This is a genomic window from Streptomyces ovatisporus (assembly GCF_042653885.1).
GTDB classification, from domain to species: domain Bacteria; phylum Actinomycetota; class Actinomycetes; order Streptomycetales; family Streptomycetaceae; genus Streptomyces; species Streptomyces ovatisporus.
In genome coordinates, this window is sequence record NZ_JBHSFH010000004.1 from 620,556 (window position 1) to 647,543 (window position 26,988).

At 69.9% G+C, this 26,988-nt stretch carries 24 protein-coding genes and 1 pseudogene; 16 read left to right on the top strand and 9 right to left on the bottom strand.

Annotation, left to right across the window (positions count from 1 at the left end; genetic code table 11):
* Positions 1-90 precede the first annotated feature (90 nt).
* Complete coding sequence (gene ftsY, locus ACFPA8_RS07545; protein WP_386444128.1) at positions 91-1,293, top strand: signal recognition particle-docking protein FtsY; 1,203 nt, start codon at positions 91-93, stop codon at positions 1,291-1,293.
* 137 nt (positions 1,294-1,430) lie between these two features.
* Here ftsY and ACFPA8_RS07550 read toward each other — a convergent pair whose 3' ends face one another.
* Entirely contained in the window at positions 1,431-2,126 is a 696-nt protein-coding gene (locus ACFPA8_RS07550; protein ID WP_386444130.1) for a bifunctional DNA primase/polymerase, read from the bottom strand.
* 284 nt (positions 2,127-2,410) lie between these two features.
* Here ACFPA8_RS07550 and ACFPA8_RS07555 point away from each other — a divergent pair, with 284 nt between their 5' ends.
* The 6 genes and pseudogenes from ACFPA8_RS07555 to ACFPA8_RS07580 all read left to right on the top strand — a co-directional run.
* A complete protein-coding gene (locus ACFPA8_RS07555) occupies positions 2,411-4,048 on the top strand; it encodes a hypothetical protein (protein WP_386444133.1) in 1,638 nt (545 codons plus the stop codon).
* A 461-nt stretch (positions 4,049-4,509) separates the two neighbouring features.
* Positions 4,510-5,814: an ammonium transporter gene (locus ACFPA8_RS07560; protein ID WP_386444136.1), complete on the top strand. Its 1,305-nt coding sequence runs from the start codon at positions 4,510-4,512 to the stop codon at positions 5,812-5,814.
* Complete coding sequence (locus ACFPA8_RS07565; RefSeq protein WP_386444139.1) at positions 5,811-6,149, top strand: P-II family nitrogen regulator; 339 nt, start codon at positions 5,811-5,813, stop codon at positions 6,147-6,149. Before ACFPA8_RS07560 ends, ACFPA8_RS07565 begins: the two co-directional genes overlap by 4 nt.
* 223 nt (positions 6,150-6,372) lie before the next feature.
* Positions 6,373-9,270 carry a bifunctional uridylyltransferase/uridylyl-removing protein GlnD gene (locus ACFPA8_RS07570; protein ID WP_386444142.1) on the top strand — a complete coding sequence of 966 codons (2,898 nt, stop codon included), beginning with the start codon at positions 6,373-6,375 and terminating at the stop codon, positions 9,268-9,270.
* 91 nt (positions 9,271-9,361) lie between these two features.
* On the top strand, positions 9,362-10,915 hold the full coding sequence (gene ffh / locus ACFPA8_RS07575) for a signal recognition particle protein (protein ID WP_386444145.1): 1,554 nt from the start codon (positions 9,362-9,364) through the stop codon (positions 10,913-10,915).
* Positions 10,916-10,935: 20 nt separating this feature from the next.
* Positions 10,936-11,451: pseudogene (locus tag ACFPA8_RS07580) on the top strand (GNAT family N-acetyltransferase); the annotation flags it as partial.
* A 271-nt stretch (positions 11,452-11,722) separates the two neighbouring features.
* On the opposite strand, the gene ACFPA8_RS07585 reads toward ACFPA8_RS07580, so the two are convergent.
* The 8 genes from ACFPA8_RS07585 to yhfZ all read right to left on the bottom strand — a co-directional run bounded on the left by ACFPA8_RS07585 (position 11,723) and on the right by yhfZ (position 19,745).
* Positions 11,723-13,000 carry a phosphopentomutase gene (locus ACFPA8_RS07585; RefSeq protein ID WP_386444148.1) on the bottom strand — a complete coding sequence of 426 codons (1,278 nt, stop codon included), beginning with the start codon at positions 12,998-13,000 and terminating at the stop codon, positions 11,723-11,725.
* On the bottom strand, positions 12,997-14,187 hold the full coding sequence (locus tag ACFPA8_RS07590; protein ID WP_386444150.1) for an alanine racemase: 1,191 nt from the start codon (positions 14,185-14,187) through the stop codon (positions 12,997-12,999). The genes ACFPA8_RS07585 and ACFPA8_RS07590 overlap by 4 nt, the downstream gene beginning before the upstream one ends.
* A 2-nt stretch (positions 14,188-14,189) precedes the next feature.
* The gene (locus ACFPA8_RS07595) at positions 14,190-15,323 is read right to left on the bottom strand and encodes an aminotransferase class V-fold PLP-dependent enzyme (protein WP_386444153.1); all 1,134 of its coding nucleotides are present in this window, start codon (positions 15,321-15,323) and stop codon (positions 14,190-14,192) included.
* A 1-nt stretch (position 15,324) separates the two neighbouring features.
* Positions 15,325-16,356, bottom strand: coding sequence for a phosphotriesterase family protein (locus tag ACFPA8_RS07600; RefSeq protein WP_386444156.1), 1,032 nt, complete (start codon positions 16,354-16,356; stop codon positions 15,325-15,327).
* 62 nt (positions 16,357-16,418) lie between these two features.
* Positions 16,419-17,804: a YhfT family protein gene (locus ACFPA8_RS07605; protein WP_386444159.1), complete on the bottom strand. Its 1,386-nt coding sequence runs from the start codon at positions 17,802-17,804 to the stop codon at positions 16,419-16,421.
* Positions 17,805-17,858: 54 nt separating this feature from the next.
* Complete coding sequence (locus ACFPA8_RS07610) at positions 17,859-18,218, bottom strand: DUF2620 domain-containing protein (protein WP_386444162.1); 360 nt, start codon at positions 18,216-18,218, stop codon at positions 17,859-17,861.
* A 97-nt stretch (positions 18,219-18,315) separates the two neighbouring features.
* Complete coding sequence (locus ACFPA8_RS07615) at positions 18,316-18,720, bottom strand: PRD domain-containing protein (protein WP_386444165.1); 405 nt, start codon at positions 18,718-18,720, stop codon at positions 18,316-18,318.
* 83 nt (positions 18,721-18,803) lie between these two features.
* Complete coding sequence (gene yhfZ, locus ACFPA8_RS07620; protein WP_386444168.1) at positions 18,804-19,745, bottom strand: GntR family transcriptional regulator YhfZ; 942 nt, start codon at positions 19,743-19,745, stop codon at positions 18,804-18,806.
* Between the two features lie 232 nt (positions 19,746-19,977).
* Here yhfZ and ACFPA8_RS07625 point away from each other — a divergent pair, with 232 nt between their 5' ends.
* From ACFPA8_RS07625 to lepB (ACFPA8_RS07665), 9 genes are all read left to right on the top strand, one after another.
* Positions 19,978-20,661: a hypothetical protein gene (locus tag ACFPA8_RS07625; RefSeq protein ID WP_386444171.1), complete on the top strand. Its 684-nt coding sequence runs from the start codon at positions 19,978-19,980 to the stop codon at positions 20,659-20,661.
* A 387-nt stretch (positions 20,662-21,048) separates the two neighbouring features.
* The gene (rpsP, locus tag ACFPA8_RS07630) at positions 21,049-21,492 is read left to right on the top strand and encodes a 30S ribosomal protein S16 (protein ID WP_386444174.1); all 444 of its coding nucleotides are present in this window, start codon (positions 21,049-21,051) and stop codon (positions 21,490-21,492) included.
* Positions 21,493-21,494: 2 nt separating this feature from the next.
* Positions 21,495-21,734: an RNA-binding protein gene (locus ACFPA8_RS07635; protein ID WP_028435408.1), complete on the top strand. Its 240-nt coding sequence runs from the start codon at positions 21,495-21,497 to the stop codon at positions 21,732-21,734.
* Between the two features lie 207 nt (positions 21,735-21,941).
* Complete coding sequence (gene rimM, locus ACFPA8_RS07640) at positions 21,942-22,514, top strand: ribosome maturation factor RimM (RefSeq protein ID WP_386444177.1); 573 nt, start codon at positions 21,942-21,944, stop codon at positions 22,512-22,514.
* Positions 22,511-23,329: a tRNA (guanosine(37)-N1)-methyltransferase TrmD gene (gene trmD, locus ACFPA8_RS07645; RefSeq protein WP_386444180.1), complete on the top strand. Its 819-nt coding sequence runs from the start codon at positions 22,511-22,513 to the stop codon at positions 23,327-23,329. Before rimM ends, trmD begins: the two co-directional genes overlap by 4 nt.
* A 131-nt stretch (positions 23,330-23,460) precedes the next feature.
* On the top strand, positions 23,461-23,811 hold the full coding sequence (gene rplS / locus ACFPA8_RS07650; RefSeq protein WP_386444183.1) for a 50S ribosomal protein L19: 351 nt from the start codon (positions 23,461-23,463) through the stop codon (positions 23,809-23,811).
* Between the two features lie 43 nt (positions 23,812-23,854).
* Entirely contained in the window at positions 23,855-24,577 is a 723-nt protein-coding gene (lepB, locus tag ACFPA8_RS07655; RefSeq protein WP_386444186.1) for a signal peptidase I, read from the top strand.
* A 409-nt stretch (positions 24,578-24,986) separates the two neighbouring features.
* Positions 24,987-26,018, top strand: coding sequence for a signal peptidase I (gene lepB / locus ACFPA8_RS07660; protein ID WP_386444722.1), 1,032 nt, complete (start codon positions 24,987-24,989; stop codon positions 26,016-26,018).
* Positions 25,942-26,973, top strand: a complete 1,032-nt coding sequence (gene lepB / locus ACFPA8_RS07665) for a signal peptidase I (protein ID WP_386444188.1) — start codon at positions 25,942-25,944, stop codon at positions 26,971-26,973. The genes lepB (ACFPA8_RS07660) and lepB (ACFPA8_RS07665) overlap by 77 nt, the downstream gene beginning before the upstream one ends.
* The last annotated feature ends 15 nt before the right edge of the window (positions 26,974-26,988 follow it).

Sequence of the window (26,988 nt, forward strand, 5' to 3'; positions counted from 1 at the left end):
GCCGTACGGGAGCCGGCGGCGTGCCGTAACGCGATACGGCCGTGGCGGCGTTGCCGCGCACGGTTGACGTTGCCGGATACTGGACGGGCTATGGAAATCGTCATCCTCGTTGCAGTCATCGCCGTGGTCGTGCTGGTCGCGATCAGCGGGCTCGTGGTCAGCGGCCGTAAGAAGAAGGCCGGACCAGCCGAGAAGTCCGCCGCCTCCCAGGCCACCAAGGCGCCGCCCGCCGAACCACATGTGGGGGAGGAGGCCGAGGGCGCCCCGGAAGCGCCGCGCAGAACGATCGAAGAGGTCGGCCTTCCCACTGCGGAGGCACCCGCGCCGCCCGCACCCGCCGCCCCCGAGATCGAGACCCCGGAGCCGACGGCAGGGAGGCTCGTACGGCTGCGCTCCAGGCTCTCCCGGTCCCAGAACACGCTGGGCAAGGGTCTCCTCACGCTGCTCTCGCGCGAGCATCTCGACGAGGCGACGTGGGAGGAGATCGAGGACACCCTGCTGACCGCGGACGTCGGCGTGACGCCCACCCAGGAGCTGGTCGAGCGGTTGCGGGAGCGCGTCAGAGTGCTCGGCACCCGCACGCCGGAGGAGCTTCGCTCCCTGCTGCGTGAAGAGCTGGTCACCCTGGTCGGACCGGACATGGACCGTACGGTCCACACCGAGACCCGCGGCGCGGTCGAGCGGCCGGGCGTGGTGCTGGTGGTCGGGGTGAACGGGACCGGCAAGACGACCACGACCGGGAAGCTCGCCCGGGTGCTCGTCGCCGACGGCAGGTCAGTGGTGCTCGGAGCCGCCGACACCTTCCGCGCCGCCGCCGCCGACCAGTTGCAGACGTGGGGCCGGCGGGTCGGGGCGTACACCGTCCGGGGACCCGAGGGCGGCGACCCGGCTTCGGTGGCCTTCGACGCGGTCAAGGAGGGCACCGACGAGGGGGCCGACGTCGTGCTCATCGACACGGCGGGACGGCTGCACACCAAGACCGGACTCATGGACGAGCTGGGCAAGGTCAAGCGGGTCGTCGAGAAGCAGGGCCCGGTCGACGAGGTGCTCCTCGTGCTGGACGCCACCACCGGACAGAACGGGCTCGTCCAGGCCCGGGTGTTCGCCGAGGTCGTGGACATCACCGGCATCGTGCTGACCAAGCTGGACGGCACCGCAAAGGGCGGCATCGTCGTCGCCGTGCAGCGTGACCTGGGCGTCCCGGTGAAACTCGTCGGGCTCGGGGAGGGCGCGGACGACCTGGCGCCATTCGAGCCGGAGGCGTTCGTCGACGCACTGATCGGCGGGGAGTGAACCTCCGGTGGGCCTTCGCCCTCCTGCCGTGAACGAACTGCGGACAAGCGCAGAGCCGAGCGCCCCGCCCCACGGTGCAGATGGGGCGGGGCGCGCTTCGGACCGCCGGGCGGGCGGCTCCGACGCCGGCGCCGGCGTCAGGCGGCCGACCGGTGGCAGACGTAGGCGAGCGTGCCCAGCAGGAGCCGGGCCTGCGGCGGAGAGCCCGTGCACTCCAGCGTCGGCGGACGGAGCCAGCGCACCGGACCGTGACCTCCGAGGTCGGAGGGCGGCGCGGTGACGTACTCGCCCTCACCGACACCGCGCAGGTCGAGCCCGGCGTCGTCCCAGCCCATCCGGTAGAGGAGTTCGGGGAGTTCGGCTGCCGCACCCGGAGCGACGAAGAACCACGCCCGGCCGTGCGGGGCGAGGGCGACCGGGCCGAGGGGCAGGCCCATGCGCTCCAGGCGTACGAGTGCGCGGTGCCCCGCGGATTCGGCGATCTCGATCACGTCGAAGTTCCGCCCGGTCGGAAGGAGCAGTGCGGCGCCGGGCACCTGCGCCCACGCCCCGCTCGCCTCGTCGAGGGTCGCGCCGGCGGGTACCTCGAGGGACGCGTCCAGAGGATGCGCTCCGGGCGCGGGGCAGACGGAGGCCCCGCACGAGCACTCCGTACGGCCGCCGGCCGTACGCGCGGCGCGGGCGCCGGGGACCACGGACCAGCCCCACAGACCGGTGTACTCCGCGACGGCGGTCGCGGCCGAGGCGCGGCTGCGTCGCCGTCCGCCCGGGCGCAGCTGATGGAGTTCGCGGATGCCGCTGAGACCGCCGATGGCGCCGATCGTGAAGCCCATGCTCCCTCCAACGGGTCCTGCCTGCCGATGGTTACGAGGGTGCTGCGCACAGTGACGGCCCCCGCGTATGCCGAGCCGCTCCCCGCATGGCACGACCCTGCGTCAAGTGAAGCGTGTGCAGCGGCCAAGGGGTTCATTCGAAGGGGTGGCGAATGGTGGCGTTTCTGAGGACGGGGTCGCCTGTACAGTGATCGCGGGGTTACTTTCGGTACACACGCGGGTGGCGTAACTTCGCCTCGTGCGTATGCCGGAGGCATGGCGTCGGTGGGGCGGTGAGGGGCCAGATGGGGGCATTACCGGTGAGCGAGGGCGACAAGCTCCCGAACGGGCAGCTGGGCTCGTGGTTTCAGCGCAGCGGTTGGTCCAAGGGTGAGCTCGCGCGTCAAGTCAACCGGCGGGCCCGGCAGTTGGGCGCCCATCACATCAGCACCGACACCTCCCGCGTTCGACGCTGGCTGGACGGCGAGCAGCCGCGCGAGCCGATTCCGCGGATCCTCTCCGAACTCTTCTCCGAGCGCTTCGGCTGCGTCGTCGGGGTCGAGGACCTGGGCCTGCGGCCGGAGCGGAAGTCGCCCGCGGCATCCGGTGTGGATCTGCCGTGGGCGGGGCCCCAGACGGTGTCGATGATCAACGAGTTCTCGCGTGGCGATCTGATGCTGGGGCGCCGCGGATTCCTCGGGAACTCCCTGTCGGTCTCGGCGGGGCCCGCGCTGATCGAGCCCATGCAGCGCTGGCTGGTGCCGAGTCCGGCGACGCCGGGCGGTACGGGCGGCAGCGGTCCCGGCGACGAGGGCCGGGACGCGGCTCCGGACGCCTCGCCGGGAGGTGCGCATGTACTCGCCATGCCGGGTACGGCGGCCGGGGACGGCAGTAGCGCGAGCGGCGCCGCGGACGAATCCGGAGCTCCGAGTGGTTCTGGAGGTGCGGCCCACAGGCGCGCGGCGAAGCTCTCGCTCCCGGAGGTGGAGCTGCTCGAGCAGACGACGGTGATGTTCCGGCAGTGGGACGCGCAGTGCGGGGGCGGGCTGCGCCGCAAGGCGGTCGTCGGTCAGCTGCACGAGGTGACGGACCTGCTGCAGGAGCAGCACACGGAGGCCGTGGGCAGGCGCCTGTTCCGCGTCACGGCCGAACTGGCCGAGCTGGCGGGCTGGATGAGCTTCGACGTCGGTCTCCAGCCCACCGCCCAGAAGTACTTCGTCCTCGCTCTGCACGCCGCCAAGGAGGCGGGAGACCGTCCCTTCGGCTCGTACGTGCTCAGCAAGATGGGCCGCCAGATGATCCATCTCGGGCGCCCGGAGGACGCGTTGGAGCTCGTCCACCTCGCGCAGTACGGCAGCAGGGAGGGTGCGACGGCCCGTACGCAGGCGATGCTGTCGGCCATGGAGGCGCGCGCCTACGCGAACATGGGCCAGCCCGGCAAGTGCAGGCGTGCGGTGCGCATGGCCGAGGAGACCTTCGAGGACGTCGGGGCGGGTGACCGCGACCCCGACTGGATCCGTTTCTTCTCGGAGGCCGAACTGAACGCGGAGATCGCGCATTCGTACCGCGACCTCGCCTACTCCTCCGGCCGCAGCCCGACGTACGCGTCGATGGCCCGCCCGGCGATGGAGCGGGCGGTGGAGCTCTTCGGACTGGAGTCCGCGGAGACGGACGGGGGCGGACACCGGCGTTCGTACGCGCTGAACCTCCTCGGCATGGCGAGCGTGCACCTGCTCCAGAAGGAGCCGGAGCACGGCGCGTTCCGTACCGGTGAGGCGTTCGACGTGGCGAAGCGGCTCCGTTCCGAGCGGGTCAACAACCGGCTGCGCAGGACGGCTGCCTGGGCGGCGAGGGACTTCGGCGAGGTCGCGGAGGTCGTGCAGCTGGGCGAGCGGCTTGCCGCGGAACTGCCGGGGGACGAGGACGTCGCCGTGGCCGGCTGAGTGCATGACCGGCTGAGCGCATGACCGGCTGACTGGATGACCGGCTGAGCGCATGACCGGCTGAACGGACGGCGGCGGCCGGACAGTTCGACCGCAGAGTGACCGAGCGACGGCAGCAGGCCGGCCGGCCGGTTCGGACGCCCCTGTGCCGGATCCCCTCGACCACCGGCCACGCTCCGCACCCAGAAAACCCGACTGGGCTCCCCCGACGCCAAGTCGTACGGATGCGGTGCGTGGCCGGTTCTTTCCGTTCGAAGAGCGGACTTCCGCTGTGGGGGCGTGAGAGTAACTGGACGGCAGTCCCGTCCACAGTGGTTCATGCAGGCGTAACACTGCCGCGCGGATCGTCACCACAGCGAAACACCTGGCGGCATCAGCGGAAACGGAGCCTCGGGAGCCTTCGTGCATCCCCGGCCCATCCCGTTCACCCGCACGGGTCGTTACCTGAGGAGTCGTCCACATTGAACGGCGCGGATACCGCTTTCGTAATGCTCAGCGCGTTCCTGGTCATGCTGATGACACCCGGCCTCGCCTTCTTCTACGGCGGAATGGTCAGGGTCAAGAGCGCGCTCAACATGCTGATGATGTCCTTCATCTCCCTGGGCATCCTGAGCGTCCTGTGGGTGCTCTACGGCTACTCCCTGGCGTTCGGCCCCGACACGGGCGGCGTCATCGGGAACCTCGACTTCGTCGGCCTGAAGGGCATCTCGGTCGAGACGCTGACCGAGAAGGGCGGCATTCCAGTCCTCGCCTTCGCCCTCTTCCAGATGATGTTCGCCATCCTTACGCCCGCACTGATGAGCGGTGCGCTCGCGGACCGCGTGAAATTCGGTGCCTGGGCCGTCTTCATCGCGGTGTGGGCGACGCTCGTCTACTTCCCGGTCGCCCACTGGGTGTGGGCCGAGGGCGGCTGGCTCTTCGAGCTCGGCGTCATCGACTTCGCCGGCGGCACGGCCGTCCACATCAACGCCGGTGTCGGCGCGCTCGCCGCCGTGCTCGTCGTGGGCAAGCGCATCGGCTTCAAGAAGGAACCCATGCGTCCGCACAGCATTCCGCTGGTGGTGCTCGGTGCGGCGCTGCTGTGGTTCGGCTGGTTCGGCTTCAACGCGGGGTCGGCCCTCGCCGCCGACGGCACGGCCGCCACCATGGCCATGAACACGCAGCTCGCCACCGGTGCGGCGGTTCTCGGATGGCTCCTGTACGAGCGCATCCGGCACGGCGCGTTCACGACTCTGGGTGCGGCTTCCGGAGCCATCGCCGGGCTCGTCGCGATCACGCCGGCCGGGGCGAACGTCAACGCACCGGGGGCGCTCGCGATCGGCGTGGTCGCCGGGGCAGTGTGCTCCTGGGCGGTCAGCATGAAGTTCAAGCTGGGCTTCGACGATTCGCTCGACGTCGTCGGCGTCCACCTCGTCGGCGGTGTGATCGGCACGCTGATGGTCGGGTTCCTGGCCATCGACGGTGACGGCGGCCTGGCCCAGTTCGGCAAGCAGGCCACCGGGGCCTTCGCGGTGATGGGTTACTCCTTCGTGGTGGCCTGGATCATCGCCAAGCTGATCCATGTGACGATCGGCTTCCGCGCCGATGAGGACGACGAGACGAGCGGGCTCGACAGGGCCTACCACGCGGAGACCGCCTACGACTTCAGCGCAGTCGGCGGCTCCTCGTCCTCGGCCCGTCCCGCCCCGGCGGCCCACGGCGCCGGCGGACAGCAGGAATCAGTGGCGACGCCCGGTCAGCTCTCCGACAAGAAGGTGGACGCATGAAGCTCATCACCGCGGTCATCAAGCCGCACCAGCTGGAGGACGTGAAGGAGGCGCTGCGCGCCTTCGGCGTGCAGGGGCTGACCGTCACCGAGGCCAGTGGTTACGGACGTCAGCGCGGCCACACCGAGGTCTACAGGGGCGCGGAGTACACCGTCGACCTGGTGCCCAAGGTGCGGATCGAGGTGCTGGCCGAGGACGAGGACGCAGAGGAACTGCTCGAAGTCGTCGTCAAGTCGGCCCGTACCGGAAAGATCGGTGACGGCAAGGTCTGGACGGTGCCGGTCGAGACCGCAGTCCGGGTGCGCACAGGCGAACGCGGACCGGACGCGCTCTAGGGCACGTCGTTTGGGCTTCGTGGGCTCGCGACGCCCGGCCCGCCCATCTGCTGCGTTGTCGGAGTCGCCCGAGTACGCCCAGTACGAGGGCGATCCTCCGCCTGGCATCTGGACGTACCGGACGCCGCTCGCCGACCCACGAAGATCCAAACGACGCACCCTAGACGTTCCTCACGCCCTTTCCAGCAGTAAGCCGCCCAGTACGGAGGAGCCGGGACCGCACATGGCCGAACAAGCCGGGATCACACGAGCGGCTGCCGGGACCGGCGCCGGACCCCACGCCGGAGCGGGCGGTTACGCGGCGGCACGGCTGCGCCTCCTCAACGGTGCCCACAGCAGTGGGCCCGGCGAGGAGGCCCGGCCGCGTGCCGGGGCGGTGTCCGGACCCGCCCGGCGTGAGGAACTCGCACACATCACCGACCAGTGGCTGGGCGGACTGCTGGGTCCCGTGGATCCGGGCGTCGCACTCGTGGCCGTCGGCGGCTACGGCCGGGGTGAGCTGTCCCCGCGCAGCGACCTGGACATCCTGCTCCTGCATGACGGAAGCAGAGCCAAGGGCGAGATCGCTCAGCTCGCGGACCGTGTCTGGTATCCCGTCTGGGATCTCGGCATCGCCCTCGATCACTCCGTGCGGACGCCTTCCGAGGTACGCGCCGTCGCCCAGCAGGACCTCAAGGTCCAACTGGGGCTGCTGGACGCACGGCATGTGGCGGGCGACGAGGCGCTGACGGCGGGGCTGCGGGCGGAGGTTCTCGCAAGGTGGCGTGCGGAGGCGCACAAGCGCCTGCCCGAAGTACGGGAACTCGCCGAAGAACGGACGCACACACACGGCGAATTGCGCTTCCTGCTCGAACCGGATCTGAAGGAGGCACGGGGCGGTCTGCGGGACGCGACCCTGTTGCGCGCCGTAGCGGCGTCCTGGCTGGCGGACGCACCGCGCGGCGGGCTGGCGGAGGCACGCCGGACATTGCTGGACGTCCGCGACGCGCTGCACCTGGGCACTGGCCGGGCGACCGACAGGCTGGCACAGCAGGACCAGAATCAGGTCGCAGCGGCGCTCGGACTGCTCGACGCCGACGTCCTGCTGCGGCAGGTGTACGAAGCGGCGCGCACCATCGCGTACGCGAACGACGTGACCTGGCGTGAGGTGGGCCGCGTCCTGCGTGGGCGCGCGGGCCGGGCGTCCCGGCTGCGCGGGCTGCTGGGCGGCGGTGGCCGTGGCGCCGCCGACCAGGGACGTACGCCGCTCGCGGAAGGTGTCGTCGAACACGACGGCGAGGCCGTGCTCGCGCGCACTGCCCGGCCGGAGCGGGACCCAGTGCTGCCGCTGCGTGCTGCCGCGGCGGCGGCACAGGCACAACTTCCGCTCGCACTGCCGGCCGTGCGGCGGATGGCCGAGGCGGTCCGTGGCACGGACAGTGCGCGCGGCAGCCGTTCGGCGGCCGGGCGGTCCGCGGGGGTGGGCGGACCGGTGTCGTCGAGGTCTGCTGGGCCGTCGGGTTCGTCTGGCTTGTCCGGCTCGTCTGGGGCGTCGGGTTCGTCGAGGACACTGTCCGTGCCGTGGCCTGCCGAGGCACGTGAGGAGTTCGTCAGTCTGCTCGGCGCGGGGGAAGCGACTGTTCCCGTGTGGGAGGCACTTGAGGCGGAAGGGCTCATCGCACGGCTGCTGCCGGACTGGGAGCGCGTCCGCTGCCGTCCGCAGCGCAATCCGGTACACCGGTTCACCGTCGACCGTCACCTCGTCGAGACAGCAGTGTGCGCGTCCGCGCTGACCCGGCGCGTACAACGGCCCGACCTGCTGCTGGTGGGGGCTCTGCTGCACGACATCGGCAAGGGCTGGCCCGGGGACCACTCCGTCGTGGGGGAGACCATCGCCCGCGACATGGCGTACCGCATCGGATTCGACGCACCCGACGTGGAGGTCCTGGCGACGCTCGTCCGCCACCACCTGCTGCTGGTCGAGACGGCGACCCGGCGGGACCTGGACGACCCGGCGACTGTCCGCTCCGTCGCCGACACTGTCGGCAGCCTCGGCACCCTTGAACTGCTGCACGCGCTGACAGAGGCCGATGCGCGCGCCACCGGGCCCGCGGCGTGGTCGGCATGGCGCAGCACGCTCGTCGCCGACCTGGTCAAACGGGTGGCAGGGGTACTGGCGGGGGAGGCCGTCGAGGAGCACACCGAGCCGTACGTGCCCACAGCCGAGGCGGAGCGGCTGGCGGCCGAAGCGTGGCGTACCCACGGGCCCGTACTCACGCTGCACGGCAGCCCGGAAGCGCCGTCCGAGGATTCGCGCGGACAGAGGGCCGCAGCCGCAGCCGCAGCCGCAGCCGCAGCCGCAGCCGGAGCGGAGGCGGGAGGTCCCGGCGCGGGCGGTGCGACGGAGCACAGTCGGCAGGACACGGAGAACGCCACGCACGACGCGGGGGTGAAGCGCCAGGACCCGGTCGGTGTCGAACTGCTCGTCGCTGTCCCCGCACCACCTGCGCCGGACGATCCGACTTCCGCACCGGGCACGTCCCGCCCGTACGCGATGGGCGTTCTGCCCGCGGTGGCCGGGGTCCTCGCCCTTCACCGTCTCACTGTCCGTGCTGCCGACCTGCGGGTGCTGCGACTGCCGGGCTCTGCGAGCGAGCCGGGGGCGGAAGCGTCCGTACTGCTGCTGTCGTGGCGGGTGGCCACCGAATACGGCTCTCTGCCGCTCGCGACGAGGCTCCGCGCCGACCTCGCGCGTGCCCTCGACGGTTCGCTCGACATCGCTGCCCGTCTCGCCGAACGTGAAGCCGCTTACCGCAGGCCGCGCCGGCGTGCCAGCCACGCGCCGCCTCCCCGGGTGAGCGTCGCGCCGGCCGGCTCCGAAGTGGCCACTGTGCTGGAGGTTCGCGCACAGGACGCCCACGGGCTGCTGTACCGCATCGGCAGAGCTCTGGAGGGCGCGGGCGTGGTGGTGCGCAGTGCGCACGTCAGCACGCTCGGCTCCAACGCGGTGGACGCGTTCTACGTCACGGGAGCCGACGGCGCACCCCTCCCGCCGGCGGAAGCGGCAGGGCTCGCCCGTGACCTGGAGCGGGAGCTGGGACGTGAACGGGCCGCTGCGGCCGGGCCTGCGCCGGGTCGCTGACCGGACCTGACCGGAGTCCGCGCGGACGGATACCCTGGGAGGCCGACTCCGACTGAACCCAGTACCCAGACGCGAAGGATCCGCGACCGCCGTGTTCGACACTCTCTCCGATCGCCTCGCAGCGACCTTCAAGAACCTACGGGGCAAGGGCCGCTTGTCCGAGGCGGACATCGACGCCACGGCGCGCGAGATCCGCATCGCCCTGCTGGAGGCGGATGTCGCCCTCCCCGTCGTCCGCGCCTTCATCAAGCAGGTCAAGGAGCGCGCTGCCGGTGCCGAGGTCTCGCAGGCACTGAACCCCGCACAGCAGGTCATCAAGATCGTCAACGAGGAGCTGATCGGCATCCTCGGCGGCGAGACCCGCCGTCTGAGGTACGCGAAGAACCCGCCGACCGTCATCATGCTCGCCGGTCTGCAGGGCTCCGGTAAGACGACTCTCGCCGGCAAGCTCGGCCGCTGGCTGAAGCAGCAGGGCCACGCCCCGCTGCTCGTCGCCTGTGACCTCCAGCGCCCGAACGCCGTCAACCAGCTGTCCGTCGTCGCGGAGCGGGCAGGCGTGGCCGTCTACGCACCGGAACCGGGCAACGGTGTGGGCGACCCGGTCAAGGTCGCCGAGGACTCCGTGGGGTACGCCCGCGACAAGCACCACGACGTGGTCGTCGTCGACACCGCCGGACGTCTCGGCATCGACGAGGAACTCATGCGGCAGGCCGCCGACATCCGGGACGCGGTCAGCCCCGACGAGATCCTCTTCGTCGTCGACGCGATGATCGGTCAGGACGCGGTCACCACCGCGGAGGCGTTCCGGGACGGCGTCGGGTTCGACGGCGTGGTGCTCTCGAAGCTCGACGGTGACGCGCGGGGCGGTGCCGCCCTCTCCGTGGCGCAGGTCACGGGCAAGCAGATCATGTTCGCCTCCAACGGCGAGAAGCTGGACGACTTCGACGCGTTCCACCCGGACCGCATGGCGTCCCGCATCCTCGGCATGGGCGACATGCTCACGCTGATCGAGAAGGCGGAGCAGACCTTCAGCCAGCAAGAGGCCGAGAAGATGGCCGCGAAGCTGCAGAAGGGGCCCAAGGAGTTCACGCTCGACGACTTCCTGGCGCAGATGGAGCAGGTCCGCAAGATGGGCTCGATCTCCAAGCTGCTCGGGATGATGCCCGGCATGGGCCAGATGAAGGACCAGATCAACGACCTCGACGAGCGCGAGGTCGACCGTACGGCCGCGATCATCAAGTCGATGACACCGGCCGAGCGTGCCGAGCCCACCATGATCAACGGTTCGCGCCGTGCACGTATCGCGCGGGGCTCCGGTGTGGACGTCAGCGCTGTGAAGAATCTGGTCGAACGCTTCTTCGAGGCGCGCAAGATGATGTCCCGCATGGCCCAGGGCGGCGGCATGCCGGGGATGCCCGGGATCCCGGGCATGGGCGGCGGTGCCGGCAAGAAGAAGAAGCAGCAGAAGAAGGCCAAGGGCAAGCGCCAGTCGGGCAACCCGATGAAGCGCAAGCAGGAGGAGCAGGCTGCCGCGCAGCGCAAGGCCGCCGGTCAGGGCGGTGCCTTCGGCGGTGCCGGCACCGGGCAGGGCGACGGGGACTTCGAGCTGCCTCAGGAGTTCAAGGACATGCTGCCCCCGAAGTGAACCATCGGGCGCGGGGGCGGATGATGTCGTTCATGCGCGTATACATCCGGCCCCCGCAGCCCGGCGACGAAGCTGTCTACCGTGAGGCGGTCCTCCGCTCCGCCGAGCACCTCAGCCCCTGGAATCCGGTCGAGCCGGACGGTCTCCCCGATCTGCTGCGTCGTCAGGGCCCCGCACTCCGCAGCTTCATGATCTTCGACGAAGAGGACGGCGGGCTGGTCGGTCGCGTCAACGTCGCCAACATCGTTCGTGCGCGCTTCTGCAACGGAGCGCTCGGTTACGACAGTTACGTTCCGTACGCCGGCACCGGACGCATGACCGAGGGCATGCGCCTGATCGTCGACCGGTGTTTCGACAGTGCGCCGGAGGGGCTGGGTCTGCACCGGCTGGAGATCAACGTCCAGCCGGAGAACGACCGCTCGATCGCCATGGCGCGCCGCCTCGGCTTCCGGCACGAGGGGTTCTCGCCGAGGATGCTCTTCCTCAACGACGCCTGGCGGGACCACGAACGCTTCGCCATGACGGCCGAGGAGTGGCAGACGCCCGAGCTGGGCCTCGTCGAGAAGCGGGTCACCGGTGAGGAGCGGGCCACGCGGCAGGAGCAGCGCCAGCGCCAGGGCCAGGGGAGGTCCTGACGGGCCGCCGCCGGGCGGGCGGCCCAGCCCGTCCGGCTTCCCGGCGTCGGGCAGGGTCCCCGCCGCAGACCGGTACTTGCTCCCTGTCGGGCGACTGTGCGGTGGGCGACTGTGCCGCGGGTGGCCGGGCGGTCGCCCGTGCAGTGCTCTCCGCGTCCCGCGTGCGGCTGCGTCAGGCAGGCAGCGGCGTACCGGCGGCGAGCCCGCCCGGATCGAGGCCCAGGAAGCGGGCAGCTGTGGCACCCACGTCGGCCAGGCCGTCCGCGTCGGCGAGGATCTCTGTCCGCGCGGCGTCCGGGCGGTGGATGAGAACCGGTACGTACTCACGGGTGTGGCAGGCGTGTCCGATCGTCGGATCGTTCCCGTGGTCCGCCGTGACGATCAGGCGGTCGCCGGGACGGCTCAACTCCTCGATCAGCGCGCCCAGTCCGACGTCCACCTGTTCGAGCACGGCCCCGTAGCGCAGGGCGTCCTGCTGGTGGCCTGCCAGGTCTGTCTCCTGAACGTTGGCCACCACCAGCGCTCCCTGCGCGCCCGGCCGCTCTGCGCCGGAACGGCCGCACCCAGCGGAGGAGCTGCCGAGCGCCGAGAGCGTGTGGGCCAGCACCTCGTCCGTCCGCACTGCCGGGAGACGCACCGCCGTCCCACAGGCCAGGATGTCGGCCGCCTTGCCGACGAGCGTCACCTCGGCACCCGCGCGCGCCGCCAGCTCCGGCAACTGACGTGCGTGGTCCATCGGGGCGCCCAAGTGCTGCACCCGCAGACCGCCGTTGCGGTAGAAGCCGGTCGCCGGGGTGTCCAGCCCCACAGCGCCGCCGTCGCCGGTCCGGACGTACGACGGCAGCGGCCGGTCCGCGTGGCCGCCCACCGCGATGACCCTGGCGACGGGGGCCACAGTGCGGACGGTACGGGCGAGAGCGAGGATCTCCTCGAAGGGCAGGTCCTCAAGGCGCCCGGAGACGTTCCAGTTGATGCCGGGGTCGGCCTCCAGGTTGTCGTGCACGAGCACACGGCCGTCGACCACCACCGGCGGCTCACCGTCGAGCAGTTCGACCGAATGACCTGCCTCTTCGAGGACCGCGGTCACCTCCGGCAGGAACCGGCCGAGGTTCGCGACAGTGACCTGGCTGAAGTCGGCTCCCGTCATGGTCTGGTGGCCCGCGTAGGTGTCTGCTCCGGGGTAGCCGAGGCCCGCGCGGGCGACGGCCACCGGCAGCTTTGTGAGCCTGGCGAGATCCGGGTGCGGGTGCAGCAGACCGAGGCCCAGTTCACCGAGCACGGGCAGGTGCAGCGCTGCGCCGCGTTCGCTGCGGCAGTGATCGAGGAGGTGGCCCAGGGTGTCCGCGGCCCTGTCGCCAGGGCGGAGGTCACCCGCGTCGGGCATGGCGCCGATCCCGAGGCCGTCCACGACGACGATGACCGTTCTGCTCGCCGGAAGTCCGCCCCTCACAGGGTCCCTCCCAGCGGCTCGTACAGTCCCGTCAGTTTCGGTGCGCCGGAGGACAGCCCGGAGACGACTGCGACGTTGCTGCGCGTGACGAAGATCTGGGTGCGGAACGCGAGCACTGCCGTGTCACCTGCGCGTACATCTGCCGGGGCGGATTCCCCCGCGTTCGTCTGACCGGGAGCAGGTGCGGAGAGCAGCCGGTAGTAGTCGATGTTCTCAGCAGGCATGTCCTGCACGCGCAGTCGTGTGCCTGTGCGGTACAGCAGCGCGTCCCTGATGTCTGCACGCGGGTAGAAGCCGCCGCCGTGCAGTGCGGGACGGCCGTCGGCGAGCGTGTGGGAGACCTCGGTGACGTAGACGTAGGCCGGACGCTCGGGCTGGTCCTGGTCGACCGCGTGCAGCGGCGTCGTACCGGTGAGCGCGTGGCCCGGTTCTCCGTGCGTCGCGCCGAATTCCGCCAGCAAGGGCAGACTCGCGACGCAGGTGGCGCTCGGTGCACTGAGCTTGAGGTCGGTGTGGCCGCGGCCCGTCAACTGCGCGTGTGCCTTCCGGAGCAGGGCGAACGTCGCTGTCGGCTGCGGAGTACCCGTCCGGGGATCGCAGAGCACGCACGGGAAGCCGGTCACACCGGCGATCCGGATGCCGGGCAGCGCCTCGGCTTCAGCAGCGAACGCGTCCAGCTGCTGGAGCGGGACGCCGCCGTCCTGCCCCGGATAGACGGACTCCGGCGCGGCCTCCAAACGGACGAGCACGTCCTGGACGATGTTCTGCCGGACGGCCTCTGCTGAGACGGCCCGTGCGTTGTCGGCGTCGAAGACGGTCACGGCCGCGGGGCGCCAGGCCAGCACTTCCGGCAGCGCACGCCGGGGCACCTGGACCAGGTGACCCACGTTGCCGGGCCGCGCTCCGGCAGAGTGCAGCGCACGTGCCTCCGGTGCGTCGATGGCCGCGGCCTCCGGCAGGTGACGGGCAACCGCCCGGATGAGTTCCGGGTTGCGGCCGAGCTGTTTGACCACGAACCACAGGCTGAGTCCGAGCCGCCGGGCCTCGCCGGCCAGCAGTTCGGCGTTCGCCTCCACGGTGTCGCGGTCGATGACGTAGGTGTCCGGCGGGATCGCGCCCTTGTCGTGCAGTACGGCAGCTGCCTCGGCCAGCTCGGGGTTGCGGACGAGGACGGTGTCGAGGAACAAGGTCAGCCCTTCCGGACGGCGGACAGATCGTGCGCGGCGTAGAGGTCTTCGAGGGCACGCCGGAGGATGTGCGTCACGAGGTCCGCTCCTGCCCGCATGGGGTTGATCCGTACGGTCCAGTCGGCCAGCTCCGGTGCGTCGTCCAGCGACGAGCTGGACATGCGGTAGAAGAGCGGCGCGATCTCGTACCGCGAGTTGGAGCCGACCGGGTAGGGAGCGGCCCCGTGACGCGCTGCGAACGCGGGCAGTTCACGGGCGACGGGGTGTTCCAGGCGCACCAGCAGACAGCGGTCCTGAGCGTTGGCGATGCGCACCTCGGCCACCCCGGGGACCTCACCTGCCTGAAGGCGCTGGGCGACCTCGGCGCCGGTGCGTGACTGAAGTGCCCACATGACGGGCACGTGCGTCAGCGCGCGCAGGGCGTCGAGCGCCTGGTGCCCCTGGACCTGACCGCCTCCCGAGTAGTTGTCGGCTTGCACCCGTTCGATCAGGTCGCGGGAGCCGACGACTGCGCCGACGCCCTCGGGGCCGTGCAGCTTGAAGAGGGAGAAGCAGGAGGCGCTTGCGCCCAGTTGGACACCGCAGGACGGCACGCGGAAGACGGAGTAGTTGTCGTCGACCACTGTGCGTACGCCGGCCGCCCGGCAGGCCGCGAGGACCTCGCCCGGGGAGTAGGAGTCGGTGAGGCGCTGCCGGGTGTGCTGTACGTACGCGTGGCGGAAGCGGTCGCTGGACAGGGCCCGGTCCAGCTCCTCCCGGTCGTTGAAATCGGCCTCCACCGTGCGTACGCCCAGGCCGCGCAGCGTGACCTGCGTGGTGCGGTAGACCGGCGCCTTGTGGATGAGCAGCTCCTCCCCTGGAGTGACTGCCGCGGAAAGTGCGGCACGGATCGCCCCTGTGCCCGCGCCCTGCACCAGTGCCGCCGATTCCGTACCGAAGAACTCGGCCAACACTGCTTCCACGCGTGCAGTCGTACGAGGTCTGCCCAGGTCCGGTACGACACCGACATCCGGCTCGAACAGCTGTTGTCCCTCGAAGTGGCGTGCCGTGCACTCCATCAGCCGGAACTGCTGCTGGACCGCCTCGTCCAGCAGAACGGTGGGGAGCGGGAACGTCTGCGGCAGTTGCACGTTCATCTCACAGCTCCTTGTCGTCCGTGCGATCCCTAAGGCTGTGTCCGCCTGTAAGGAAGCGCAGCGGATTGCGGCGCGTCAGCAGATCGATCAGGTCGTCGTCGGCTCCCGCAGCCCTCACCCGCGGGAGGAACGACCGGAAGAGGTGGCCGTATCCCGGGCCGCCCTCGCTGCGCAGATAGCCGAACCGTGACACGTCGCAGCTGAGCAGCACTCTGTCCGCGTGGCCGGCCTCCAGCAGGGCCAGCAGCAGCCGCAGTCGCGTCCCATCGCTCTGATAGCTCTCCTTGCCGATGGTGTCGAAGGAGACGTACGCGCCGGCCGCTGCCAGTTCGCGGTGGACTGCGGAGTCGTCGAGCAGGTCCTGATGCCCGATGCCGAGCCGGTGCGGTGGCAGGCCCGCCTTGGTGAGCAGTTCCAGTTGCGCGAGGCCACCGCGCCCCAACTGCGCGTGAGTGGCCACGGACAGGCCTGTCTCCACAGCTGCACGGGCAGCCGCGGAGAGCGTGCGGACCTCCGCACTGCTCGGTTCGTCACCGTGGCTGCCGACCTCGCCGACGACACCTGGGAGCACGTTTGTCGAGTCGATGCCGTCCTGGATGTCCTGCACGAGCAGGTCGACGAGTTCGGACTCGCTCAGGGACTCGACACCGGGCGGGTGGAACCGCTCGTAGTACCAGCCTGTTGCCGCGACCACACCGACCCCCGACCGTTCGGAGATCTCGCCGAGCGCCTTCACATCGCGCCCCATGCCGCGACAGGTCAGTTCCACGACGAGCGAGAGCCCGTACTCGCCGTGGAGCTCCGCCAGTTCGGCCGCGACAGGCTCAAGATGATCAGGCCCCAGCACAGCAGTGGTGTCGGTCTCGCGCGAGAGGTCGAGAGCGAGATGCTCGTGTGCGAGAACCGGCCCGTCCACGAGCACAGGCGACAGCTCTCCCGTGACGGTGCGCAGCGGTGCGGCCGGGGCCGCCTGCGCCGACGGCCCGGTCGTGACGGAGGACGGAGAAAGTCGGGGACGGTGCGGCTCGTGCATGGTGCTCGTGCCTTCCTGAAGGCCGACGGACGCGCTCGGCCGGGACGCGGACGCCTGCCCGTTCAGCTCTTGACCGGGGTGAACAGGTCCAGCCAGTGCAGAAGATTGAGCAGCACACCGCCCGCCAGTACCGCGGCGGGCGCGGCCGCCATCCGCACCACGACTCGTCCCATCGCCTCGTTCAGCAGGTAGAGACCGCCCACGATCAGGATGCCGAGCCCGCCGCCCATCGTGTTGGCGGCAAGCAGAGAACCGAACAGGATGGCCAGCCACAGGCTCTCGCTGATCGCGTTGCGCAGATGCTCGGACGAGTCGCGTACGGACGGCAGCCTGCCGAGCACCTTCCCGATCCACGACAGCGCCAGAACTTCCACGGCGAATATCGCGGCACCCGCGAGGAGAGCCAGCCACGGACTGGGCAGCAGGTAACCGACCGGGTAGACGAACGTGAATCCGGCTATGGCGTACGCGCCGGAGGCGAGCGCCGTGGTGGCGATCAGTGGGATAAAGCCGAAGACGCGGTAGAAGTCCACCTGGGCGGCGCCCGAGTAGTCGCCGTCGGCTATCAGGAAGCTCGTCGCCTCTCCGCCGCCGAAGACGTGCATCTGCGCGAGCAGGCAGACGCCTGCGCCGAGCACCATGAAGATCGGAAGGTGACGACGCAGCCGGGCCGCGCTCGCACTGAACAGCGACTGCATCGGGTCGTCGTCCGCATCGTTCTGCTGCGACGCGGCACCCTCCTGCGAGCCCTTCTCCGATGTGGCCTTCTCCGCCCGTTCCGCGCGCCGTTGACGCATGTCCTTGGCCACGGCGAAGCCGATCAGCGTCACCACTCCGACCGCCATGGCCGGAGCGCCCGGGAAGACGTCGGGCCAGAGCTTCATCGTCACGATCACCAGCGCCAGTTCCACCACCCCGGCCACGGCACCGCGGAGCTTGCCGAACTGCCGGGTGATGGCGAGCACAGGGAAGAGCGTGAAGAGGAAGAGGATCGGCGTCGACATCTCCTGCATGGCGGTGAGGAAGTCGACGGGCAGGTCGTGCGCGACCTCGTTGGCGCCGTTGAGCCCGAAGATGATCACGGCACCCCACGCACCGCCCAGCAGCGGGGCTATCCACTTCTTCGGCGAGAGGATGCCGAGCACGTCGGTCGGCAGGAAGAGCAGCCAGGGATTGAGCACTCCGGTGGAGAGCGCCATCGGCGCCCCCAGCCCGAAGATGAACCCGGCGGACAGTCCGAAGGAGACAGCGGTGGTGGCGTTGCGCGTGCTGTTGCCCTGGATGAAGTCCAGCATGAAGGGCCGTACGCCGTCGTTGAACACGGCCAGCGCCATATGGGATATGAGGGCCGTCAGTGCACACAGGACGACGACGGTGACCTGCTGTGCCAGCGAGAGGTCGAGACTGTGCTTGCCCGCGCTCACCGCGCCGGCCAGAAGGGTGCTCACAGGGCTGCTCCTTTGGACCTGGTCGAGCGGTCAGAAGGCTCGGGCGGCCGGTGGTCAGGCTGCGCGTGCTGCGATGGCATGGGCGATCACGGGTGTGGTGGCGGAGATCTGGTCCATGCCGAAGCCGAAGACCTTCTTGCCGCTGTCGAGAAGTTCGGCGACGTCCTCCTCGGTGGGGACGCGTCGCCCGAAGGTGTGGCACGTGCCGCTGCCCAGCACTCCGAGCAGCACTCCCAGGGAGGCACCGGCGCCGGTGTGACAGGTGCCCAGGTAGTAGTCGGCCTGGCCGGCGCGTAGCTTCATCGCCGCCTCCATGTCGTTGGAGACGGTGACCTCAAGCCCGCCGATGCCCAGTTCGCCGAGGGCTTCGGCGACTTGGGCCTTGCCGACGCCACCGGTGAGGATCTTCGTCACGGCGGATCTCCTTTCTGCTGTACGCGGCTTCGCTGCTGGTGTGCGCCGGTCCAGCGCCGATGCGGTGCTGTGTGTCGCCGGGCGCAGCGGCCCGGCGTCAGCCGTCGGTATGCTCCGGCGCCGCCTGTCCCACCGGAGACCGCCGGTCGAGCACTGCCAGGTGCAGCGCCAGGAAGCCGACTTCGGAGGAGGGCAGGGAGGCTCCGAGCGTCCGTTCGGCCCGTGCGGTGATCTGCTGCGCCGCCTCGACGGCAGCGGGTACTTCGGCGAGTTCGGCGGCGATGTCCCCTTCCGCAGGGGACTCCTCGATCGACTCACCGTTCTGCGCCCTGTTGAGCGCCATCATCAGATGACTGGTGAGCATCCCCGCCGTCTCCTCGGTGACGCTGCGGCCCTCCTCGGCCAGGGCCTCCAGCTCCACCCGGACGAAGTCGGCCACGTCCGCGCGTACTTGACCGCTCTCACGGAACAGCCGAATCCGAAGGGCCAGCTTCTCCTCCATGGCATGTCCTTCCGCGGGCGCTCTCACCAGGCATGACAATAACCAGGATTCTGGTTTTTGAGGACCCCCGGTGCTGTGCTTTCTCAGTACTGCGGTACGCGTTCGCCCCGCAGCACCTCTCCCTGCACCCGCGTCACGAGTCCGAAATCCAGCGAGGACCGCACTGTTCCGAGGGCGTCCCCCTCGCCTGTGCGCCCGATCAGGGCGGCGCTCGAGTTGCGCTGTGCGAGCTCGCGGACGATCTCCTCCCGCAGGGGCACCACTTCGACGTCGGGGCCGAGGTGGTCGCTCACCTCGTCGAGGTTCCACACCGTCGCGTCCACGCGGTCCCGGGCGAAGAGCCCGCGCAGCTGCATGTACGACGACTCCACCCATTCGACGTCCTCACGGCCTGCGAACGCACGGGCAGTCAGCATCCGGAGGTCCTCGGAAGAGGAGTCGACCGCGACGCGGAGCCGCTTCGCCTCCAGTGAGACGCCGCGCCGGAGCAGCAGTCCGTGCGATCCCACGTACGTTCCCGGCCCCAAGTCGGCGACCAGTTCCACGGGGTGGTCGGCGGTGAGCCGGTCCGCGGCGAAGCGGGACAGGACGACGAGGTCCGCCTTGCGTTCGAGGAGCGCCGCGAGCCGCGTGGAGGCGCCTCGCATGAAGGTGACGGCGAACGGTGCTCCCGCCTCCTCGAAGGCGGCCTTGAGCCCCGTCGCGAGGCCCTCGTAGCGGTGCGAGTACGGCAGCGGCATCGCCGCGAGGAGCGTGCCGAGGCCGGCCAGCCGCCAGAGGGCGGCGCGGTCGGCCCGTATGAGGAACGTACCGAGGTGTCCGCGCGCCTTCGTCTCGACGGCGCCTGCCTCCTCCAGCAGTTGCAGCCCTGCCTGGACGGTTCCGTTGCCCACCTTCAGCTCGCCCGCGAAGTCGCGCAGTCTCGGGAGGCGGCTCTGGGGGGCGTGATTCAGCAGCAACGCGGCCAGTTGACGGGCGGCCATGCCGTTACGAGTCAGGAAACGCTCGTCGGCGTGGTGAGGCATGGGCGGATAGTAATCAGAATCCCGGATATTGCCAATGACCAGGGGATACCCCGGTTGGTGGGGCTCCGGGCTATGTCGGTATGGTCACCCAGGTGTACCGATCGCTACCGACCGGGTCTATCCGGAGGTAGGTCCGGGTTGTGTCGGCTGTGTGGATTCTCCACGATTCCGTCACGACCGCCCGCTCGGAGAGACTCGGCGGGGACTGACCGGTACGTGCAAATTATTTAGGTTGCCCCGGAATCGGAACACTGAGGCGGTCCGACTCGTTGAGCACGACGTGAGCACGACACCACCAGTCCTCGCCGCCGAGCTGGCAGCTGCTTGGGCCGACATTCAAAGGCACCACTCCGAGCTGCCTGACCTCGCTGCCCCCGAATCACTGATCGGAGAGTCCTCGTCCGCATGCGGTAGCGGACTCTCCTTCGAGCGGCTGCTGCACGAGGCCGTTCACGGCATCGCCGCCGCGCGCGGCATCCGTGACACGTCCCGCGCGGGCCGCTACCACAACCGCAGATTCCTCGCGATCGCCGAGGAACTGGGCCTGGTACACCCCGAGGAGCCACACCCGAGCAGCGGATTCTCGCTCGTGAGCCCCTCTCCCGACACGAGACGGCGCTACCGCCCCACGAGCGAGCGCCTGCAGCGGGCGTTGAAGGCATACAGCGCGGCGACGGAGACCGACACCGGAAGCAGCTTCCGCGGGCCGGCCGCCCGGCACGGCTCGTCCGGGGGCGGCGTGCGGGTCAAGGCCGTATGCGACTGCGGGCGGAACGTCCGCGTCGTGCCTTCGGTCCTGGCGCAGGCCCCGATCATGTGCGGAGCGTGCGGCAAGCAGTTCCGCATTCCGGACCCGGCGGGCGAGTCGGTCCCCGCAGCCGACAGAGTTCAGGCAGTCGCTGCGGCCGTCGGCTGACCGAAGGCTCCGGCGGCGTGCGTGTGCGCCTCGCTGGAGCGGCCCGAGGTGAGGGCGGCGAGTGGTCTCTCCATGCCGGGAGGCCCGGTGGGCCGGAGCGGCGCGCGGGCCTCCCGACATGCTGCTGACCGAACCGGCTCTGGAGCATCCGCAGTCTGTCGGCGATGTCACCGGAGACCGCCGGGCAGCGGCCGCGAACGGGGTGGGGGCCCCACAGGGCAGGTTCGGCCACCCGGGTCAGATGTGGCATCATGGGCGGCTGTACTCGACAGTCGCACAGGACCCCTCTCTCCTCCGACTGACGCGTCCATCGGACATCCGGGTACCGCAACCCCACGTGGCCACCCGTCGTGTCCACCCACGTCAAGACCAGGAGACACCACAGCAGTGGCAGTCAAGATCAAGCTGAAGCGACTGGGCAAGATCCGTTCCCCGCACTACCGCATCATCGTGGCCGACTCCCGTACGCGCCGCGACGGCCGTGCGATCGAGGAGATCGGGCTCTACCACCCGGTGCAGAACCCTTCGCGCATCGAGGTCGACTCGGAGCGCGTCCAGTACTGGCTGGGTGTCGGCGCGCAGCCCACCGAGCCGGTCGCGGCCATCCTCAAGGTCACCGGTGACTGGCAGAAGTTCAAGGGTCTGCCCGCCCCCGAGCCGATGAAGGTCGCCGAGCCCAAGGCGGACAAGAAGGCCCTCTTCGAGGCTGCCGCCAAGGAGTCGGCGGACGAGCCCAAGGGTGAGGCGATCACCCCGAAGGCCAAGAAGTCCGACAAGAAGGCGGACGAGGCCGAGAAGGCCGAGTCCTCCAACGAGTCGACCGGGGCCTGAGCATGCTCGAGGAGGCCCTCGAGCACTTGGTGAAGGGCATCGTCGACAACCCCGACGAGGTGCAGGTCGAGTCCCGCACCCTGCGTCGTGGCCGGGTGCTGGAGGTCCGGGTCCACCCCGACGACCTCGGCAAGGTCATCGGTCGCAGCGGCCGCACGGCTCGCGCCCTGCGTACCGTCGTCAGCGCCCTCGGCGGCCGTGGTGTCCGCGTCGACCTCGTCGACGTCGACCAGGTCCGCTGAGCGGCCCCGAAGCAGTACCGGCACGGGCCGGAGACGGCAACTGGCCGTCTCCGGCCCGTGTTCGTGCAGGGGCGGCGCCGACTCGCGCTGCGTCCGCCGGTCAGCCCGCCCGTACAGGAGCGGAGCTGTGGAGGAGCTGGACGTACCGACGCCCCGGCCGCGGCGGACAGTTGGACATTACGAACGGGTAAGCACGGAGAGGGCACAGTGCAGCTAGTCGTCGCACGCATCGGCCGCGCCCACGGCATCAAGGGCGAAGTCACCGTGGAAGTACGCACGGACGAGCCGGAGTCGAGGCTCGGCCCGGGCACCGTGCTGGCCACCGACCCGTCCGGCACCGGACCGCTGACCATCGAGCGCGGACGGGTCCACAGCGGCCGGCTCCTGCTGCGCTTCGAGGGCGTGAACGACCGCAGTGCGGCAGAGGCGCTGCGCAACACCTTGCTCATCGCCGAGGTCGATCCGGACGAACGCCCGGAGGACCCCGAGGAGTTCTACGATCACCAGTTGATCGATCTCGACGTGGTGACCCTCGGCGGAACAGCCGTCGGCAGGGTCGAGGAAGTGGCACACCCGCCCGGGCAGGACCTGCTGGTCGTCAGGCGGGAGAACGGCAGTGAGGCGCTGATCCCGTTCGTCGCCGAGATCGTGCCTGAGATCGACCTGCAAGCCCAGCGCATCCTCGTCGACCCGCCCCCCGGACTGCTCGACGAAAGCGACGCGGAGTCCGGGGGGACCCGGGACGGCGCGACGTCCGAGGGTGAGGACGACGCGCGGTGAGGATCGACGTCGTCACCATCTTCCCCGAGTACCTGGAACCGCTGAACGTCTCCCTCGTCGGCAAAGCCCGCGCCTGCGGCCTGCTCGACGTACGGGTGCACGATCTGCGCCGGTGGACCCACGACAAGCACCACACCGTGGACGACACCCCCTACGGCGGCGGTCCGGGCATGGTCATGAAGCCCGAACCGTGGGGCGAGGCTCTCGACGAGGTCATCGCGTCCGCCGCAGCGGAGGCGGCGTCCCCCGTGCTGATCGTGCCCACCCCCAGCGGGCGCCCCTTCGACCAGGAGCTGGCGGTCGAACTCTCCGCGCGCCCGTGGCTCGTCTTCACCCCCGCGCGGTACGAGGGCATCGACCGACGCGTCATCGACGAGTACGCCGAACACCTGGACGTACGCGAGGTCTCCATCGGCGACTACGTACTCGCAGGAGGCGAGGCCCCCGTCCTGGTGATGGTCGAGGCCATCGCCCGTCTGGTGCCCGGAGTGCTCGGCAACGCGGAGTCACACCGTGACGACTCCTTCGCGGCAGGGGCGATGGCCGACCTGCTGGAGGGACCCGTCTACACGAAGCCGCCGGAGTGGCGGGGCCGCGGCATCCCGGATGTGCTGCTCAGCGGGCATCACGGCCGCATCGCCCGCTGGCGCAGGGATCAGGCCCTGGCCCGTACGAGCGCCAACCGGCCCGATCTCATCGCCCGGTGCGACCCTGCGGCGCTGGACAAGAAGGACCGCGCGACGCTCACGGAACTCGGATGGAGCCAGGGCGAGGACGGCCGATTTTGGCCGACCGGGGCACACGTGGAAGAATGAGCGGCTGCCCCACTCCCGGCGCGCGACCCTGCCACAGGGGGACCGACGCCCGCACGGAAGTGGTGCTCCCCAATCATCATTACGATCATTCCGCTGATGACCTGTGGCATCGGCGAGGAAAGCAGACGGTCATGTCGCAGCTTCTCGACCACGTGGACGCAGCCTCCGTCCGGGACGACCTCCCGGCGTTCCGCCCCGGTGACACGGTCAACGTGCACGTGCGAGTCATCGAGGGCAACCGCTCCCGTGTCCAGCAGTTCAAGGGCGTCGTCATCCGCCGCCAGGGCGCGGGCGTCCGTGAGACGTTCACTGTCCGCAAGGTCAGCTTCGGCGTCGGCGTGGAGCGCACTTTCCCCGTGCACACCCCGATCGTGGAGAAGATCGAGGTCGTGACCCGCGGTGACGTCCGCCGCGCCAAGCTGTACTACCTGCGCGAGCTCCGCGGCAAGGCCGCCAAGATCAAGGAGAAGCGCGAGAACTGATCGCCCTGTCGGCAGTCCGTCGGGCAGCTAGGCTTGCTGTTCGATGACCACCGACGCACAGCAGCAGGACGACGCGGAGCGCGACCGTGTCTCAGCCCCCGTGAAGCAGGGGCGGAGACGCTGGTCACGCTCCGCTCGCCTGTATGCGGGTGCGGCGTTGCTGCTCAGCGTCCTCTTGCTGGTCAGCGCTTTCGTGGTGCAGCCTTTTCTGATCCCCTCTTCCTCGATGGCCCCCACCCTCAAGGTCGGGGACCGCATTCTGGTCAACAAGCTGGCCTACCGAATCGGCAACTCTCCGGGCCGCGGAGACGTTGTGGTCTTTGACGGCAGGGAGTCTTTCGTCCAGGAGGAGGGGCCGGGCGGCAGTCCGGTAACCGGCTTTGTGCGCAAGGCCGGTGCTGCGGTCGGTCTGATGAGGCCGGAGGAGACGGACTACGTCAAGCGTGTGATCGGCGTCGGCGGGGACCGGGTCCGCTGCTGCGACAAGCGGGGAAGGATCGAGGTAAACGGTGTTCCGCTCGACGAGGACTACCTGCATGAGGGTGATGAGCCTTCAGCAGTACCGTTCGATATCGAAGTACCGCAAGGGCGGTTGTGGGTGATGGGGGATCACCGTTCCGATTCCAGCGACTCCCGGGCCCACCTCGGCGACCCCGGCGGCGGAACCGTGCCCGTGGAGCGGGTGATCGGCCGGGCCGACGGGATCGGATGGCCGATGAAGCACTGGGGGTCGGTACAGAGCGCTGAGGCAGGTGCCCATGGCTGACCGCGCGGGTCCCGTCCACGAAGGCCGCCAGGGTCCAGGCGGGCGGAACCGTTACGACTACGGTGTGCCGAGCGACGGCGACGGCAATCCCTTCGCCCGTCCCGGCCCCAACCCCAACGGTGCGAACGGCACGAACAATTACGGCGGAAACGGATACAGCCGCAACGGCTACGGAGGGAACGGCGCCGCTGTCCCCAACGGCGCCCACGGCGGCTCCGGTTACTCCGGTGAGTACGACTACAGCGAACCGTTCGACTACTTCGGTACCTCGGCAGAGGCAGCCCCACCGCCCTACAGCCCGGCAGCAGCCGGCGGGGCGGTCACAACCCGGGCCCCCGGCATGGTCGGGGCGCCGGGGGGCTTCGATCAGCCACCCGGCCCCATGCCTCCCAACATCACCGGCGAGACGATGCCGCTGGGCGTCGTCAACGCGCGCGCGGCCACACTGGCGGGCCGTGAGACCCGGGACGAACGGCTGGGAATCCCCACCGGGCCCAGCGGCGGCCGGGCGGAGCGGCGGCTGGCCGCGAGGCGGGCGAAGCGGCGCAGAAGGCTGTCGATCACCAAAGAGATACCGATCCTCGTGGTCGTCGCTCTCGCCATCGCGCTGGTGCTGAAGACGTTCCTCGTCCAGGCGTTCGTCATCCCGTCCGGCTCGATGGAGAACACCATCCGTGTCGGGGACCGGGTGCTGGTCGACAAACTGACCCCGTGGTTCGGGACCAAGCCCCAGCGTGGCGACGTCGTCGTCTTCAAGGACCCGGGCGGCTGGCTGCCCGCGAGTGAGCAGCGCAAGGAAGATCCCGTCGGGGTCAAGCAGGGCAAGCAGTTCCTGACGTTCATCGGGCTTCTTCCCTCGGACAGCGAGCAGGACCTGATCAAACGTGTGGTCGGAGTCGGTGGCGACAAGGTCAAGTGCTGCGACGCGGCCGGCAAGGTGACGGTCAACGGCAAGCCGATCGAGGAGCCGTACCTGTTCCCGGGCAACAAGCCCTCGCAGATCAAATTCGACGTCAACGTGCCGAACGGTCGCGTGTTCGTGCTGGGGGACCACCGTTCCCGGTCCGCCGACTCCCGCTTCCACCTCCGCGACAAGGGCGACGGCGCCGTTCCCGAAGAGATGGTCGTCGGACGTGCCGTGGTCATCGCGTGGCCGTTCGACCACTGGGGCAAGTTGGAGGAGACCGACGCGTACTCTTCCGTCCCGCAGGCCGAGGGTGGTCTGACACCCCGACAGGCCGCGGGCGACAACCGTGTGACGCAATATCCGATCCCTGCGGAACTCCCGCTCGTTATGGGTGTGGTGGGCCTGTCCCGGCTGTCGGGCAGGCGGCAGTGGATTCTGAGGAGTGATTGTGGGGGACTTGGCGGTCGGCGCTCGTTCCGGTTCCGGCGAGGGCGAGAACAAGGGCGACGGTGGAACGGAAGGCAAGCGCCCTGACGCACCCGGTTCCGGCCCCGAAGTACAGATCGCGGCGCGCGACGCGCCGTCGACCGCAGAGAGAGGCAGTGACATCAGCGTGAGCGCGGGTGCGGAAGACGGCACCAGAAGTGAGCCCGGACGCACAAGCGGTGGCGGCAGGCAGCGGTCGTTCTGGCGGGAGTTGCCGCTGCTGATCGGTATCGCGCTGGTTCTCGCGCTGTTGATCAAGACGTTTCTGGTGCAGGCGTTCTCTATCCCGTCGAACTCGATGCAGAACACGCTGCAAGTCGGGGACCGGGTACTCGTCGACAAGCTGACGCCGTGGTTCGGTTCCGAGCCCGAGCGCGGAGAGATCGTCGTATTCCACGACCCGGGCGGCTGGCTGAGCGAATCACCGGTGCCCGAGCCGAGCGGCGTCGGAGGCGCGGTGCAGGAAGCACTCAGCTTCGTCGGGCTGATGCCTTCCGCCGCCGAGCAGGACCTGATCAAGCGTGTGATCGCCGTGGGCGGCGACACCGTCCAGTGCAGCCGGGGCGGGCAGGTCGAGGTCAACGGCAAGCCGCTGGACGAGACGTACCTCTTCCCGGGCAACACCCCCTGTGACGACAAGCCGTTCGGACCGGTCGAGGTGCCCGAGGGCCGACTGTGGATGATGGGCGACCACCGGCAGGACTCCCTCGACTCCCGTTTCCACCAGAAGGTCGACGGCGGAACCGTCCCGGCCGACAAGGTCGTGGGCCGGGCAGTCGTCGTCGCCTGGCCGCTGACGCGCTGGTCGACGCTTCCGGTGCCCGAGACCTTCGAGCAGAAGGGACTCTCCGCCAAGGCGGCTGTCGAGAGTGCCCCGGCAGCCCTCGGTCTGGCGGGTGCCGTGCCGCTCGTGCTGTGGCGCCGGCGCAGGCGGTTGAACGCCGATGCGAACGCCGATGTGAACGTCGCAGTGAGCGGCGAGCCGTCGGTCAGGGGGGAATGAACATCCCGGTACGCG

Excerpts from the sequence above, each read along its gene's own strand:
- ftsY (WP_386444128.1), top strand. The coding sequence starts at position 91 with ATGGAAATCGTCATCCTCGTTGCAGTCATCGCCGTGGTCGTGCTGGTC.
- ACFPA8_RS07550 (WP_386444130.1), bottom strand. The coding sequence starts at position 2,126 with ATGGGCTTCACGATCGGCGCCATCGGCGGTCTCAGCGGCATCCGCGAA.
- ACFPA8_RS07555 (WP_386444133.1), top strand. The coding sequence starts at position 2,411 with ATGGGGGCATTACCGGTGAGCGAGGGCGACAAGCTCCCGAACGGGCAG.
- ACFPA8_RS07565 (WP_386444139.1), top strand. The coding sequence starts at position 5,811 with ATGAAGCTCATCACCGCGGTCATCAAGCCGCACCAGCTGGAGGACGTG.
- ACFPA8_RS07570 (WP_386444142.1), top strand. The coding sequence starts at position 6,373 with ATGGCCGAACAAGCCGGGATCACACGAGCGGCTGCCGGGACCGGCGCC.
- ACFPA8_RS07595 (WP_386444153.1), bottom strand. The coding sequence starts at position 15,323 with ATGAACGTGCAACTGCCGCAGACGTTCCCGCTCCCCACCGTTCTGCTG.
- ACFPA8_RS07600 (WP_386444156.1), bottom strand. The coding sequence starts at position 16,356 with ATGCACGAGCCGCACCGTCCCCGACTTTCTCCGTCCTCCGTCACGACC.
- ACFPA8_RS07615 (WP_386444165.1), bottom strand. The coding sequence starts at position 18,720 with ATGGAGGAGAAGCTGGCCCTTCGGATTCGGCTGTTCCGTGAGAGCGGT.
- yhfZ (WP_386444168.1), bottom strand. The coding sequence starts at position 19,745 with ATGCCTCACCACGCCGACGAGCGTTTCCTGACTCGTAACGGCATGGCC.
- ACFPA8_RS07635 (WP_028435408.1), top strand. The coding sequence starts at position 21,495 with ATGCTCGAGGAGGCCCTCGAGCACTTGGTGAAGGGCATCGTCGACAAC.
- rplS (WP_386444183.1), top strand. The coding sequence starts at position 23,461 with ATGTCGCAGCTTCTCGACCACGTGGACGCAGCCTCCGTCCGGGACGAC.
- lepB (WP_386444186.1), top strand. The coding sequence starts at position 23,855 with ATGACCACCGACGCACAGCAGCAGGACGACGCGGAGCGCGACCGTGTC.
- lepB (WP_386444722.1), top strand. The coding sequence starts at position 24,987 with ATGCCGCTGGGCGTCGTCAACGCGCGCGCGGCCACACTGGCGGGCCGT.